Raw genomic sequence first — 13,660 nt, forward strand, 5'->3', positions numbered from 1 at the left:
CGGGTTGCCCCTGATTTAGTCCGCCTCTTGCAGAACGTCCAGAAAGGCGGGGCCGAAACGCTCGGCCCGCTTGTCGCCGAGGATGCGGGCCATCTGCGCCGCGTCGCGGGGGCGCTGTTCGGCCACGCGGGTGATCAGACTGGACCCGCAGCTGAGCGGTTTGCCCGTGCCCGCCTCACCGCGGGCCAGCTCGCGCTGCACCTCGCTCAGCCGGTCATAGATGCTGCCCGCGGCCCGCCCGGCCAGTTTGCGGCGCGAAGGATGCAGTTGCGCGGCCTCACCGTTGATCACCTCGAGAAACGCATCGCCGTATTGCTCCAGCTTCTTGGCGCCGACGCCGCCGATACGCGCCATGTCGTCGAGGCTGGCGGGCCGAACCTCGGCCATTTCGATCAGGGTGCGGTCGTTGAAGACGATATAGGCGGGCACGCCCTGCGCCTCGGCAAAGGCGCGGCGCTTGGCCTTGAGTGCCGACAGAAGCGGCGCATCCTCGTCCGAGACCAGCGCCTTTGCGGCGGGGCGGCGGTCTCCCGCCTGCACCATATCCTTGCGCAAGGTGATCCCGGCCTCGCCCTTGAGGATGGGCACCGCAGGGTCCGTCATGCGCAGCGCGCCGTGCCGCTCGGGGTCGGGGCGCACCAGATCGTGGCCCATCATCTGGCGAAAGATGGCCTGCCAGCTGCCCTTGGACAGGTCCTTGCCCACGCCGAAGGTGGGCAGATCGTCATGGCCACGCTGGCGCACCTTCTCGGTCGCCTTGCCGGTGAGGATGTCGATCAGATGCCCTGCGCCGAAATATTCACCTGTGCGCAGGATGGCCGACAGCGCCTTGCGCACAGCCTCGGTCCCGTCGTAGGTGGCGGGAGGCGTGTCGCAGAGGTCGCAATTCTTGCAAGCCTCGCTGGCCTCGCCGAAATAGCCGAGCAATTTCACCCGTCGGCATTCCAGCGCCTCGGCGAGGCCCAACAGCGCGTTGAGCCGTGCGTGATCGGCCATGCGCCGCTCGGGCGGGGCCAGCCCTTCGTCGATCTGACTGCGGCGCAGGCGGATATCGTCGGGGCCATAGAGCGTCAGCGTCTCGGCGGGGGCGCCGTCGCGGCCCGCGCGGCCGATTTCCTGATAATAGCTCTCGATGGATTTGGGCAGGTCCGCATGAGCGACCCAGCGGATGTCGGGCTTGTCCACGCCCATGCCGAAGGCCACGGTCGCGACCACGATCAAGCCATCCTCGGCGTTGAACCGCGCCTCGACCTCGCGGCGGGTGCCCGCCTCCATCCCGCCATTATATGCGACCGCGTTATGCCCCGCCTCGCGCAGCGCCTGCGCCAGCGTTTCGGTGCGTGCGCGGGTGCCGCAATAGACGATGCCGGACTGCCCCTTGCGCGCGCGGGCAAAGTCCATGATCTGGCGGCGCGGGCTGTCCTTGGCCTGAAAGGCGAGGTGGATGTTGGGGCGGTCGAAGCCATGCAGGAAGCGTTCGGGCGCAGCGCCGTCGAACAGCTTTTCGATGATCTCATCCTGTGTTTCGGCATCCGCCGTTGCGGTGAACGCGGCCAGCGGCACATCCAGCGCGCGGCGCAGTTCGCCGATGCGCAGATAGTCGGGGCGGAAATCGTGACCCCACTGGCTGACGCAATGCGCCTCGTCCACGGCGATGAGGCTTACGTTGATCCTCCGCAACATGCCCATCGCCGAGCCGGCGGCCAGCCGCTCGGGCGCGATATAGAGCAGTTTCAGTCGCCCGGCCTCGAGCGCCTCCCAAACGGCAGCGGTCTCTTCCTCGGTGTTGCCGGAGGTGAGCGCGCCCGCCTCGACGCCCGCCGCGCGCAGGGCGCGGACCTGGTCGCGCATGAGCGCAATCAGCGGCGAGATCACGACCGTCACGCCCTCGCGCATCAGCGCGGGCAGCTGGAAGCAGAGGGACTTGCCGCCGCCCGTGGGCATGATGGCCAGCACGTTCTGCCCGGCGGCCACGGCGCTGACGATATCCTCCTGCCCCGGGCGAAAGGCATCGAATCCGAAGATATCCCTCAGAAGGGTGGCGGCGGGGGGCATGAAAGTATCCTGTAACTTCGCTCTGCTGCTCTTACAGAAGTATTTTCACACTAAGATTCGGTGAACAAGTCCCGAGGCGCGTCAGGCGAAGCCGAAAATCACCGGCAGCACGTAAGCGCGCAGCGAAATCACGATGATCAGGGCGACAAGTGGCGCCAGATCCAGAGGCCGCGTATCGGGCAGGACGCTGCGGATTGGCTGGTAAATCGGCTCGAGCAGGCGGTTCAGCCCCTCCCAGATCTGGGCGACCAGCGGCTGGCGCAGGTTCAGCACCTGGAAATTGATCAGCCAGCTCATGATGATGTGAACGATCATCACGAAATAGACGATGCTGAGGATCAGCTGCAAAGGTCCGTAGATTGCCAGCATGTCATGCCATCCTTTGGTTCGAGTCGTTCCCGAGTTAGGCCGCAGCGTTGCAAAGCGCAAGGGCGTAGGCAGGAATGGCTTGCCGTGCAGGGCTGCGCGCTGTCATACCGATGCGGCGAATAGTGCGGGGCGCGAGGGCCGACATGACAGCCATCACCAAGAGACGCCGCATCTGGGGTTGGTTCTTTTTCGACTGGGCCAGTCAACCCTATAACACCCTGCTGATCACCTTCATCTTTGCACCCTACATGAACGAGTTGATCGGCGATGGCGCGCGGGCGCAGACGGTCTGGGCCTTCGGCATCGCGGCGGGCGGCGTGATCATCGCGCTGGGTGCGCCGGTGCTGGGTGCGATGGCAGATCATTCGGGTGCGCGGCTGCGCTGGATCTGGGGATTCTCGGTCATGTATGTCCTTGGTGCTTTCGGCATCTGGTGGGCGGCACCGGGGGATCCGAACCTGATCCTGATCCTGGGGTTCTTCGTGCTGGGCATGATCGGAATGGAGTTCGCCACGATCTTTACCAACTCGATGCTGCCCGATCTGGGCAGCGTGAAAGAGATCGGGCGCATCTCGGGCAATGGCTGGGCTTTCGGGTATCTGGGTGGGCTGGTGGCACTGCTGATCATGCTGCTTTTCTTTGCCGAAGGGGCGGGCACGGGCCGCACGCTGATCGGCCTTGCGCCGGCCTTTGGTCTTGATGCGGAGGCGCGCGAGGGCACGCGCTTTGTCGGGCCGCTGACGGGAATATGGTATATCGTCTTCATGATCCCTTTCTTCCTGTGGGTGCGTGACCCAAGGCCGGTGCGCGTGGGCGGGGGTGCCGTGCGCCGCGCGCTGGCCGAAGTGATCGGGACCATCCGCGCGCTACCGCAGACGCCCTCGATGTTCTCCTACCTTGGCGCGTCGATGTTCTACCGTGATGCGCTGAACGGTATGTATTTCTTTGGCGGCATCTACGCCTCGGGCGTTCTGGGGTGGAGCGTGGTCGATGTGGGTGTCTTTGGCATCCTTGCGCTGATCTCGGGCGCCGTCTTTGCGGCGCTGGGCGGGCTTGCGGATGACCGCTTTGGCCCCAAGGCGGTGATCGTGAGCGCCATACTGGTGCTGCTCTTTGTCGCCATCTCGATCGCGACGATATCGCGCGGATCGGTCTACGGCATTGCCGTGTCGCCGGGATCAGCCCTGCCCGATATCCTTTTCTACGGCTGCGGTATCCTGATCGGCGCGGCGGGCGGGGTTTTGCAATCTGCCAGCCGGTCGATGATGGTGCGGCAGGCGCGGACCGGGCAGATGGCGCAGTCTTTTGGGCTATACGGTCTCGCGGGCAAGGCGACGGCCTTTATCGCGCCGTCGCTGATCGGGATGGCCACCGCGGCCTCGGGCAGTCAGCAAATTGGCGTCAGTCCGCTGATCGGGCTTTTCGCATTGGGCCTGGTGCTGCTAGTCTGGGTGAAACCCCAAGGAGACCCATCCGAATGATGATCTATCTCAGGACCGTCGCCGCCATCCTCGGCCTTGCGGCACTGCCTGCCTTTGCCCAGGGCGTGCCCGCATCGATGCAGGGCAAGGAGGCCAAGCAATTCTTCGGTGCGGCCAAGGTCGGCTCGCGCCAGAATGCGGCGCCCTTCGGCAGCTATGCCAAGGGGTGTGTCGCTGGCGGTGTGCAACTGCCGCAGACCGGGCCGACATGGCAGGCCATGCGCCTCAGCCGCAACCGCAACTGGGGGCATCCGCAACTGATTGATTTCATCGCGGACCTGTCGGGCAACATGCGGCAGGCAGGCTGGCCGGGACTATATGTCGGCGATCTCAGCCAGCCGCGCGGCGGCCCGATGCTGACCGGGCACCGCTCGCATCAGATCGGGCTCGATGCCGATATCTGGCTGGTTCAACCCAGCCGCCTGAACCTCAGCATTCGCGAGCGCGAAAACCTGTCCGCGACCACGATGCGGCGCGCGGGTGGCGCCTATGTCAACGGAAACTGGACGCGGGGCCAGCACGAACTGGTCAAGGCGGCGGCCAGCGATCCGCGCGTTGCGCGGATTTTCATCTTTCCCGGCGCCAAGGTGCAGATGTGCAACGACGAGACTGGAAACCGTGACTGGCTGCGAAAGGTGCGTCCGTGGTGGGGGCACCACTATCACATGCATGTTCGCCTTGCCTGCCCGGCGGGTGCCTCGGGCTGCGTCGATCAGGATCCGATGCCGCGCGGCGATGGCTGCGCCGAAGCGCAGCAATGGGTGAACAACATCCTCAATCCACCTCCGCCCGATCCGAACGCGCCAAAACCGAAGCCAAGGCGCGAGCTGACGATGACCGACCTGCCGCAGCAATGCGTTGGGGTTCTGCAAGCACAATAGGCAATACCTATGGGCCGCAACCACATGGCGTGGAAAAAACTTGGGCCGCCACTCCATTTTGTTTTTGACATGTACGAAAACTGTGGCAACCTATCCTTAGTTTTCAACAGCTGAAAGGAGGTGGTCCAGTGTCTACAGAGGTATTGGAGCGAGGTGTCGGAACAGTTTGGGAGAGCGGTGCCTAGGGCAGCCCCGAGGCATAGACGAACCTGAATTGGTGAGCCATCTAACCGGCCCGCCTCCGAAAAACTCTAGAGGGTCGTTCCGCAAGCGGGGCGACCCTTTTGCTTGGGGCCTTTCGGTTTTTCAAACTGCGCACTAGGTTAAGCGCCATGTTGCGCATCACGGACACCATCGCCATCGAGGATTGGGAGCTGACCGAGCAGTTCGTCCGCGCCAGCGGGCCGGGCGGGCAGAACGTCAACAAGACCTCCAGCGCGGTCGAGTTGCGGTTCGAGGCCGAACGCTCGCCCAACCTGCCCGATCCGGTCAAGCGGCGGCTGCGGCGGCTGGCCGGACGGCGCTGGACGACCGAAGGCACGCTTGTCATCCAATGCGACGAGACGCGGCATCAGGCCCGCAACCGTGACATCGCCCGCGAGCGATTGGCCGAGCTGATCCGCAAGGCCGCCGAGAAACCCAAGCGCCGTATTCCCACCCGCCCGACTCTGGGAAGTAAGAAACGCCGGCTCAAGGCCAAGAAGGTGCAGGGCGAGAAAAAGGCCCTGCGCGGCAAGGTCGAAGGCGACGGGTAACGGGAAAACGCGAATTTTCCCGCCTGAAATCCGTCCGGATTTCAGCGCCCCCAGCCTTTCGGTGCGCCAGATATTTGTGGCCCGTCCTGCCGTTCCTATATATTGCCCGTGGCAAACATCCGAAGGAGCGGACATGACGAACACGCTATACCAGGGCGATTTGCCGGATGGGCTGGATCTGGGGCCCGTCGTGGCCATCGATTGCGAGACGATGGGCCTCAATCCACATCGCGACCGGCTCTGCGTGATCCAGATGTCGGGCGGCGATGGCAATGCGCATCTGGTTCAGGTTGCCAAGGGGCAGACCGAGGCGCCGAACCTTAGCGCCATGTTGACCGATCCCGATATACTCAAGCTGTTTCACTTTGGCCGGTTCGACATCGCGGCGATGCAGAACGCCTTTGGCGCCGTTACCGCGCCGGTCTATTGCACCAAGATCGCCAGCAAGCTGATCCGCACCTACACGGACCGGCATGGCCTGAAATACCTGTTGCAGGAATTGCTGAATGTCGACATCTCCAAACAGCAGCAAAGCAGCGATTGGGGCGCGCCGCAGCTGACCGAGGCGCAACTGGATTATGCGGCTTCCGACGTTCTTTACCTCCACCGCCTTCGCGAGGCGCTGAACAAGCGGCTGGAGCGTGAGGGGCGGATGGAAATGGCGCAGGCCTGCTTTGATTTCCTGCCCACCCGTGCGGCGCTGGATCTGGCGGGCTGGCCCGAACAGGATATCTTTTCACATTGATCCGCCGGGGCGACAATTTCCACACACGTCTGGTCAACTGGGCCAAGATCATCCTGCCGCTCGTCGCGCTGGGACTGCTCTCGACCGTGTTCCTCTTGTCGCAGAAGGCCGATATCGGTGACACGATCCCCTATGCGGATGTCGATCTTGTGCGGCGTGCGCAAGATCAGGGCGCGACCAATCCCAGCTTTGCCGGGATGGCGGTGGGGGGTGAGGAAATCTCGTTCCGCGCGGCCACGGTCCGGCCCGACCCCGAGAATCGTGACAGGGTGCTGGCCGAAAATGCGGCGGCATCGCTGCGCCTGAATGGTGGCGGCGTCGTTGATATCGCCGCTCTGCGGGGTGAGGCCAATCAGAGCCTCATGACCGCCCGGCTGGAAGGCGAGGTGCAGGTCACCACCACCAGCGGCTACGATATACGGACCGAGGCGATCGACACACGCCTTGACACGCTGTTTGCCGAAACACCCGGCCCGGTCAGCGGCACCGGCCCGCCGGGCGCGCTGAATGCGGGGCGCATGATCCTGACCTCCGATCCGGTAACCGGAGCTGCACATTTGCAGTTCACGGACGGGGTCAAGCTGATATACAACCCCGCAAAGCCGAAGGATTGATTTACGTGTCACGCTTTGTTCAAGCCACGCTCTTCGTGCTGCTGATGGCCCTTGGCGGCGCGGCAGCGGCGCAGGGGATGCAAGTTGCCTTCGGCAGTGCCGCGCAGGAGGGCGATCTGCCGGTCGAGGTGACCGCCGAGAACCTCGACGTCAATCAGAATGACGGGACAGCGGTTTTCACCGGTGATGTCATCGTCGGCCAGGGGCAGATGCGCCTTTCGGCGCCGCGCGTTCTGGTTGTCTATCTGACAGATCGCAGCGGAATCGCAAGTCTTCAGGCCACAGGCGGCGTGACCCTGGTCAGCGGCGAGGACGCGGCCGAGGCGGCGCGCGCGGATTACGATGTGCAGACCGGCATGATCCAGATGGAGGGCGACGTCCTGCTGGTTCAGGGTCCGGCGGCGCTGACTGCGGACCGGATGTCGGTCGATACGGTGGCGGGCACGGCGCGCATGAACGGACGGGTCAGCACGGTGCTGCAACCCGAGTCGCGCCAGTGAACAAGCCTGATGTGGACATCACCGCCGATGATGATCCGGTGCCTCTGGAGGCTGGCGGGCTGGTGGTTCGCAACCTGCGCAAAAGCTACAAGAAACGCACCGTCATACGGGATGTGTCCCTGCATCTGCGCCAGGGTGAGGTTGCCGCGCTCCTGGGGCCGAACGGGTCGGGCAAGACGACGACCTTCTATGCGATTGCCGGACTGATCTATCCCGAGGGCGGGCATGTGGGCATTGACGGGCGCGATGTGACGAACCTGCCCATGTATCGCCGGGCCAAACTGGGCGTCGGCTATCTGCCGCAGGAAATGTCGATCTTCCGGGGACTCTCTGTCGAGGATAACATCATGGCAATCCTCGATATTTCGGTGCCCGACGCCCATACACGGCGCGAGCGCCTAGAAGAGCTTCTGGCCGAATTCTCCGTCGAGCATCTGCGCCGCGCCCCCGCGCTGGCCTTGTCGGGCGGCGAGCGGCGGCGCGTCGAAATCGCGCGCTGCCTTGCGGCCAATCCGAAATACCTGCTGCTGGACGAGCCCTTTGCAGGGGTCGATCCGATCAGCGTGGGCGATATTCGCCATCTTGTGGCTGATCTCAAGAAGCGCGGTATCGGCGTGCTGATCACCGATCACAACGTGCGCGAAACGCTCGAGATCGTCGACCGCGCCTATATCCTGCATGACGGCAAGGTGCTGATGTCGGGCACCCCCGAAGAGGTTGTCGCCAACGAGAATGTGCGCCGCGTCTATCTGGGCGAGAACTTTCGCATTTCCTGAAATCCGTCGGCAGATTCCGCCGGAGCCGCGCCGATCATCATTGACAACGACGTCCGAAAGGGCGTCAATTAAAAGGAGGTGTTTCCAAGGTTCAACTGCCGCGCACCATCGGACGGGCTTTGAAATCGTTAAGGAAATATCAATTTTCATCAGCCCTTCCTGGCCGTCCGAGGGGCGTTTCGACGCTTTGGGCCCGGAGTGGCACGCCTTTTTGAAGGAGAGACCATGCGCTATCAAATCACTGGCAAGCAGATCGATATCGGCGAGGCCCTGCAGACACATGTGCGGACTGAACTGGGCGAGGCGGTGGCAAAATATGCCGAGCGTCCGACCAGCGCGAATGTCATCTTTTCAAAAAGCGCCAGCGAATTTGCCTGCGAGACGATCGTTCACCTCTCGACCGGTCTGACCGCGCAGGCGACAGGCAAGGCTCATGAGATCTACGCTGCATTCGACGCGGCCCGCGAGAAAATGGAGAAGCAGCTGCGCCGCTACAAGCGCCGGTTGAAAGACCATCACAAGGAACGTGCGCAGCCGGTTGAACTCTCGGGGGGGTCCTCGTATATCCTCGCGTCAGAAGCCGAAGGAGGGGAATCAGAGCCCGATAGCCTTCAGCCCATCATCGTCGCCGAAATGGAGGCGCAGATCCCGTCCCTCTCTGTCGGAGAGGCCGTGATGCAGATGGAGCTGGCAGGGGCCCCCGTCCTGGTGTTTCGCAACGAGGCAAAAAGCGGGTTGAACGTGGTCTACCGCCGCGATGACGGCAATATTGGGTGGATCGATCCGTAAAATCAGGCCTGGCTGCGAAAGCGGCTTTGGCTGTCGGAGCAGTGAATGGACATTCCCATGATCCTGAAACCCGGGGCTGTGCGTGTACTTGGTGCGGCATCAAGCAAAAAGCGGTTGATGCATGAATTGGGCGATATCGCCCATGCTGTCTACGGCGTGGACGCCCATGCCGCCGTAGAAGCGCTGCAGGAGCGCGAGTCGCTGGGGCCGACCGGTGTCGGCCACGGCGTGGCCCTGCCGCATGCACGGCTGGAGGATGTCGATCAGGTTGTCGGTGTTTTGGTGCTGCTTGAGACGCCGATCAATTTCGATGCGATCGATCGTCAGCCCGTCGATCTGGCCTTTGCCCTTTTTGCCCCCAAGGATGCAGGGGTCGAACATCTGAAGGCGCTGGCGCTGGTATCGCGCACGCTGCGCGATGCCCAGCTTTGCGCCAAGTTGCGGGCCAACCCCGATCCGGCGACGCTCTATACGATCGTGACCGAGGCGCAATCGATCCTCGCCGCGTGATGCCGCTGGCGCCTCAGCGCCAGCGATCCCAGCCGAACAGGATGTAGTCGCGCTGATAGATGTCAGCGACGAGCGCTTCGATATCGTCGTCATAGATATCCGCCAGCGCATAAGGGCTGTCGCCTTGGGTGGCCGCAATTGGGACGGCACCGGGATAGCCCACCTGCTTGGCCAGCGCGCCTAGTTGCAGTTGCATCTCATCCTCGCGGATGAGCATGTCGGGCAAGGTGAACTGCGCCATGCCTTGCAGAATGGCGGTTTGCGTGGCCCAGTTGGCATCCACCCGCACGCCAGTCTGGCCGCGCAGGTTGGCGCGCAGGAATTCCAGGAACGCGGTGAAGGCAAGGTAATGCCCGCGGCGGTCATAGCTCTCGTCCGGGCCGCCGGCGGGAATGGGCAGCTTGTGAAAGTTGCGCAGGACCCTCCGGATTTCGCCCAGACAGCCTGGGCCGGGATGGAGGATCCGCTGGCAGAATGCGGCATGGGCGCGCGCTGCCGGGTGGCGTAGCACGGTAAAGCTCCGATGCCCCTTGGCCTGCCGCATCCACTGGCGCAGGCCCTTCTGGTTCATCTTGGTGCGCAGCGCCTCGGGCGCCACATCATCCAGCGCGGCCATCCAAGCGATCACCTCGGCCTCGGGGCCGGATTTGATCGGCATGTAGATCAGGGGCGCGCGATAGGCGACCACATGCGATGGCACTGCGGGGCCGCGGCGCGGCTCGAACTCGGGGGTGCGGGAGAGGTTGAAGCGGTCGAGGCCCGACAGCGCCTCGGCCATTTCGTCGAAATTCGCGACCTTCTCCGAAAGCGGCGCGGGGTTCTGGATCTTGAGCGTGCCGCTCAAAGTCTCCAGCACCTCGTCCGCACCCAGATAGCGGGCGAGACCATTGATGATCTCAAGCTCGTTCAAGTCTTCGTAAGAGATGTAGAAGGCCGTCTGCCCGGTCTTTTGCAGAGTGCTCTGAACCTCCAGTTGGAATGCCTGCAGATTGGCCACATGCCGCTCGAAATCTTCGGTATCGAAGGTCGCCTTGGCATCCTTGCGGCGCTTGACGTTGGTCAGTTTCCACTGGCCGGTTTCCTGCGCGATTTTCCAGCTGACATAGCTTTCGGCGGGATTGCGCGTCAGCACGATCTTGGCGCAGCGGGGATCGTTCAGACAGATCTCGATCGCGCGCGGATCGTGGTTGTGAAACAGGCGAAATCCACCCATTCCGTCCGAGCGGTCGCGGATTGTATCTATCAGGCGGGAGGGATCGCCCTCGCGCATGGCTTGAGTGATGCCCAGAATCTCGGTCCGGTTGGGATAGCCGATGAAGGCGGGATTGAACGCCTCGCCGTGGCACTCGAAGCTTTGAAAGCCGTTCAGATGCGACTCCAGCAGATTGGAGCCCGTACGCATTTCGGCCAGCACGACGAAATAGTCGAAGTCAGGCATGGATCACCGCACCAAATAGGGCTTGCGTGCGCGCGTCGGCACCTCGTGCACATCATGCGCGACGGGAAAGTTGCCCATCAGGTAGGGGTGCATCCCCTGGTTCTTGAGGTTCTGCAGGAACTGGCCGAAACCGCTCAGATCGACCATCTTGGGGACCTCGGAAAGGCCGCGCTGCTGATGCTGCGGCCCGATCTCATCAATGATCGTCTGAAGGGGCTCCATCGGGGCCTCGATGAATTCGGCCATGGTCCAGATGCGCACGCGCGCCTTGGTCCAGCTGGAGCGCAGGATTTCGAGGTTCTTCGACTCGATCTGTTGCAGCCGAGCGGCCTCACGCCGAATGTCGATGAAATTGCCGTTCGACTGGAAAAGCGGGATGGCCCAGGCGCCGGAAATAATGGAAATCTGCGCATTGGGATCTTTGGCAATATGCCAGTTGATCTTTTGATTGTCGCGCGGGCCGAACTGAAAGCACTGATGCTCGCCGCGAGTGTTCCAGATCAGGCTGGCGAGGAAAGCGTGCGGGTTGTAGTCGCGCAGCGCCGCGCTGTCGCTGAGCGCGCCATTGATGACCGTTGCGTCTTCGCCGAATTCCGCGCGCTCGGGGGCGTAGAGGTGGCCATGGACCCGTGCGCCCGTCGCCCGTGCCAGCCAGGGCTCGAAATTCTCGAAAAGCTGCGCAAAGCCGTGAAAGACGGAATATTTGGCCGAGGTCAGCCCATTCTCGCGCGTCTCCACCGGAAAACGGCTTTGCATATATAGGCCGGGCCGGCCGCGCGTGCGCCGCTCGACCGCCTTGGAAAATATGCGGTCGATCTTGCCGGGGTTCGGCTCGGTTCGTTTCATCGCGCCGACTTCATCGGTGAGGAACGCATCATAGAGGCGGTTGGCGCGGGGCCAGATCTTGCGCGCGACAAAGCAGTCCGAGCGGCGCAAAAGCTGCAAGTGGTCGTCGTAGAAGATATGCGGTTTGCCCTGGTAGTCGAATTTCGACAGGGTCAGCGAGCGGCTTTCGATCTGGCGCGAATATTGCCGCGCGAGGGTCTGGAAATAGCTCTCATCCGGGATCCACACCTTGGAGAAATAGCGGTCATAGGCCGGGCGCTCGGGGTCGGTCAGGACAGCCGAGAGGGTCTGGCGCGTAAGGCACCACCACTGGCTGCCCATATGCGGCACGATGCCGCCGGGAATGCGCCGTTTCATCCCCAGTTTGCGCTGCAAGGCGACATAGCGGTCAAAGAGATAGCGATGCCGGCGCCATGAGAACGGAAAGCGCAGCGTGAACCGCTCGGCGTCCAGGCCGCCGATCGTCCAGGGCACGTCCGCCGTCGTCGCGCTTTCGATAAAGTCGGTATGGGGGCGGGCGGCGAGGTAGTCGATCAACTCCTGCACCGGGCGCAGGGGCAGGCACGAGCCGGAGGCGAGGTAGACATGCCGAACCTGCGGAAACTCCTCCAGCATCAACTCGGCGGCGCTTTGCGAGGCCGCCACAAGGCCCCAAGTGCCCCATTCACAGCGATGGCGTTTGGAGAAACGCACGTCGGGTAGATCGGCCAGCGCGCTTTGAAAGGCGCGGAATGTCTTGGTGGGGACGGACGCATCGGCATGGATCACCAGCGGGCAACCGGCGGCGGACCAATGGCGGGCCACCTGCTCGGCACGGCCAAGGGCGGTGTGGACCAGCATGACGATACCGACGCTCATCCCGAAAATGCCCCTGCTGCCCTAGCTGCTGTGGTCATGCCCAGTTCCCCTTGGACATGAGGCCCAAGATTTCCAATTGCCGCCAATTTATATACTTTTCCGACCATTTGCACCAAAGGTCTGGCTGGTCGGACATGTTTTCCATGTAGGCCTTGTATTCCAGTGACGCACGGTAATGCTGTCTGCGCTGCATTTCCTCCTCGGCCTTCTGGGTGAAGGTATCCAGAAACTTGGCATGAAGCAGCACGCCACTCGCCGTCTCGCCACCCCATTCGTCATAAACGAGGTTAAGCCCGCGCGGCAGCAGCATATGGGTCGAGCTGACATAGGCGTAGCGTCGGTTCCACTTGACCAGCGGGATCTTGTTAAGCGCGGGCGCCTTTTTCGGCTGATCGGCAAAAAAGACGCGGGCCCGCGGGCCGCCCTGAATCCACAGGTTGCCGAACTTGTGGTTCTTTTCGATCATGTAATTGCCCGGATCGAACCACGATGCGATCTCCAGTGGGTTCTGCCCCCGTCGATAAGGCACCGCATCCAGCCGCCCCTTGGGATACATGTCCAGCAGCATGGCGCCAAAGCTGCGCACATTCGAGCCATCCAGCCAGTCGGTCAACGCACGGATGGGGCGCGTGTCGCAGAAAGGATAGACGAACAGCTCGTCGGGATCGACGACGAGGGTCCAGTGATCGTGACCGTATTTCGATTGCAGGCGGTTCAGCCAGTCCACGCCAAAGCGCGAGTTCCTGTAACTACCGGTGGTGTGCCACAGCGACACGTCCGGCTGATCGGCCAGGTAATCGCCGCTGCCATCGCTGCTGTCATTGTCCACGATCAGGAAATGATCGACACCCATATCCCGGTAGTAATCGAGGAAATAGGGCAGGCGCACATTCTCGTCCCGCAGGGTGGAGAACAGCAGGATGTCCCCCGCGGCAATCTGCGCGGTGCGATCCACGATGGGACGCAGGGACAGCCCCTTGCGCAGAGACCGCGCCTTGGCATGTTTGCGCCGCAGACGCATCCGGTAGGATTGCACGATACTC

General features: G+C 62.8%; 14 protein-coding genes. 9 read left to right on the forward strand and 5 right to left on the reverse strand.

The window, feature by feature from the left end; translation table 11 throughout:
• Positions 1-15 precede the first annotated feature (15 nt).
• Both recQ and ACEWPM_RS18010 read right to left on the reverse strand, forming a co-directional pair.
• A complete protein-coding gene (gene recQ, locus ACEWPM_RS18005; RefSeq protein WP_393963655.1) occupies positions 16-2,055 on the reverse strand; it encodes a DNA helicase RecQ in 2,040 nt (679 codons plus the stop codon).
• 81 nt (positions 2,056-2,136) lie between these two features.
• Complete coding sequence (locus tag ACEWPM_RS18010) at positions 2,137-2,424, reverse strand: YggT family protein (RefSeq protein WP_393963654.1); 288 nt, start codon at positions 2,422-2,424, stop codon at positions 2,137-2,139.
• 143 nt (positions 2,425-2,567) lie between these two features.
• On the opposite strand from ACEWPM_RS18010, the gene ACEWPM_RS18015 reads away from it, so the two are divergent.
• The 9 genes from ACEWPM_RS18015 (at position 2,568) to ACEWPM_RS18055 (ending at position 9,475) form a co-directional block, all read left to right on the forward strand.
• Positions 2,568-3,905 carry an MFS transporter gene (locus ACEWPM_RS18015; protein WP_393963653.1) on the forward strand — a complete coding sequence of 446 codons (1,338 nt, stop codon included), beginning with the start codon at positions 2,568-2,570 and terminating at the stop codon, positions 3,903-3,905.
• A complete protein-coding gene (gene mepA / locus ACEWPM_RS18020; RefSeq protein WP_393963668.1) occupies positions 3,905-4,786 on the forward strand; it encodes a penicillin-insensitive murein endopeptidase in 882 nt (293 codons plus the stop codon). The genes ACEWPM_RS18015 and mepA overlap by 1 nt, the downstream gene beginning before the upstream one ends.
• 332 nt (positions 4,787-5,118) lie before the next feature.
• Positions 5,119-5,541, forward strand: a complete 423-nt coding sequence (gene arfB, locus ACEWPM_RS18025; RefSeq protein WP_393963652.1) for an alternative ribosome rescue aminoacyl-tRNA hydrolase ArfB — start codon at positions 5,119-5,121, stop codon at positions 5,539-5,541.
• Positions 5,542-5,674: 133 nt separating this feature from the next.
• Complete coding sequence (locus ACEWPM_RS18030; protein WP_393963651.1) at positions 5,675-6,286, forward strand: ribonuclease D; 612 nt, start codon at positions 5,675-5,677, stop codon at positions 6,284-6,286.
• The gene (lptC, locus tag ACEWPM_RS18035) at positions 6,283-6,900 is read left to right on the forward strand and encodes an LPS export ABC transporter periplasmic protein LptC (protein WP_393963650.1); all 618 of its coding nucleotides are present in this window, start codon (positions 6,283-6,285) and stop codon (positions 6,898-6,900) included. Before ACEWPM_RS18030 ends, lptC begins: the two co-directional genes overlap by 4 nt.
• A gap of 44 nt (positions 6,901-6,944) precedes the next feature.
• Positions 6,945-7,400 (forward strand): LptA/OstA family protein, encoded by a 456-nt coding sequence (locus ACEWPM_RS18040; protein WP_393963667.1) that lies wholly within the window; start codon positions 6,945-6,947, stop codon positions 7,398-7,400.
• Entirely contained in the window at positions 7,397-8,176 is a 780-nt protein-coding gene (gene lptB / locus ACEWPM_RS18045) for an LPS export ABC transporter ATP-binding protein (protein ID WP_393963649.1), read from the forward strand. The genes ACEWPM_RS18040 and lptB overlap by 4 nt, the downstream gene beginning before the upstream one ends.
• A 225-nt stretch (positions 8,177-8,401) precedes the next feature.
• Positions 8,402-8,965 (forward strand): ribosome hibernation-promoting factor, HPF/YfiA family, encoded by a 564-nt coding sequence (hpf, locus tag ACEWPM_RS18050; RefSeq protein WP_393963648.1) that lies wholly within the window; start codon positions 8,402-8,404, stop codon positions 8,963-8,965.
• A gap of 45 nt (positions 8,966-9,010) precedes the next feature.
• Entirely contained in the window at positions 9,011-9,475 is a 465-nt protein-coding gene (locus tag ACEWPM_RS18055) for a PTS sugar transporter subunit IIA (RefSeq protein ID WP_393963647.1), read from the forward strand.
• Positions 9,476-9,488: 13 nt separating this feature from the next.
• Here the strand turns inward: ACEWPM_RS18055 and ACEWPM_RS18060 are convergent, their stop codons facing one another.
• From ACEWPM_RS18060 to ACEWPM_RS18070, 3 genes are read right to left on the reverse strand one after another with little or no spacing between them, the layout of a single operon-like run.
• The gene (locus ACEWPM_RS18060) at positions 9,489-10,913 is read right to left on the reverse strand and encodes a sulfotransferase family 2 domain-containing protein (RefSeq protein ID WP_393963646.1); all 1,425 of its coding nucleotides are present in this window, start codon (positions 10,911-10,913) and stop codon (positions 9,489-9,491) included.
• Positions 10,914-10,916: 3 nt separating this feature from the next.
• Complete coding sequence (locus ACEWPM_RS18065) at positions 10,917-12,617, reverse strand: DUF5927 domain-containing protein (protein WP_393963645.1); 1,701 nt, start codon at positions 12,615-12,617, stop codon at positions 10,917-10,919.
• 34 nt (positions 12,618-12,651) lie between these two features.
• A complete protein-coding gene (locus tag ACEWPM_RS18070) occupies positions 12,652-13,638 on the reverse strand; it encodes a glycosyltransferase family 2 protein (RefSeq protein WP_393963666.1) in 987 nt (328 codons plus the stop codon).
• Positions 13,639-13,660: the final 22 nt, after the last annotated feature.

It is taken from the genome of Roseovarius maritimus (assembly GCF_043355895.2).
GTDB classification, from domain to species: Bacteria; Pseudomonadota; Alphaproteobacteria; order Rhodobacterales; family Rhodobacteraceae; genus Roseovarius; species Roseovarius maritimus.

Excerpts from the sequence above, each read along its gene's own strand:
- ACEWPM_RS18030 (WP_393963651.1), top strand. The coding sequence starts at position 5,675 with ATGACGAACACGCTATACCAGGGCGATTTGCCGGATGGGCTGGATCTG.
- ACEWPM_RS18065 (WP_393963645.1), bottom strand. The coding sequence starts at position 12,617 with ATGAGCGTCGGTATCGTCATGCTGGTCCACACCGCCCTTGGCCGTGCC.
- mepA (WP_393963668.1), top strand. The coding sequence starts at position 3,905 with ATGATCTATCTCAGGACCGTCGCCGCCATCCTCGGCCTTGCGGCACTG.
- ACEWPM_RS18055 (WP_393963647.1), top strand. The coding sequence starts at position 9,011 with ATGGACATTCCCATGATCCTGAAACCCGGGGCTGTGCGTGTACTTGGT.
- recQ (WP_393963655.1), bottom strand. The coding sequence starts at position 2,055 with ATGCCCCCCGCCGCCACCCTTCTGAGGGATATCTTCGGATTCGATGCC.
- ACEWPM_RS18015 (WP_393963653.1), top strand. The coding sequence starts at position 2,568 with ATGACAGCCATCACCAAGAGACGCCGCATCTGGGGTTGGTTCTTTTTC.
- hpf (WP_393963648.1), top strand. The coding sequence starts at position 8,402 with ATGCGCTATCAAATCACTGGCAAGCAGATCGATATCGGCGAGGCCCTG.
- ACEWPM_RS18010 (WP_393963654.1), bottom strand. The coding sequence starts at position 2,424 with ATGCTGGCAATCTACGGACCTTTGCAGCTGATCCTCAGCATCGTCTAT.
- ACEWPM_RS18070 (WP_393963666.1), bottom strand. The coding sequence starts at position 13,638 with ATGCGTCTGCGGCGCAAACATGCCAAGGCGCGGTCTCTGCGCAAGGGG.
- arfB (WP_393963652.1), top strand. The coding sequence starts at position 5,119 with ATGTTGCGCATCACGGACACCATCGCCATCGAGGATTGGGAGCTGACC.
- ACEWPM_RS18060 (WP_393963646.1), bottom strand. The coding sequence starts at position 10,913 with ATGCCTGACTTCGACTATTTCGTCGTGCTGGCCGAAATGCGTACGGGC.
- ACEWPM_RS18040 (WP_393963667.1), top strand. The coding sequence starts at position 6,945 with ATGGCCCTTGGCGGCGCGGCAGCGGCGCAGGGGATGCAAGTTGCCTTC.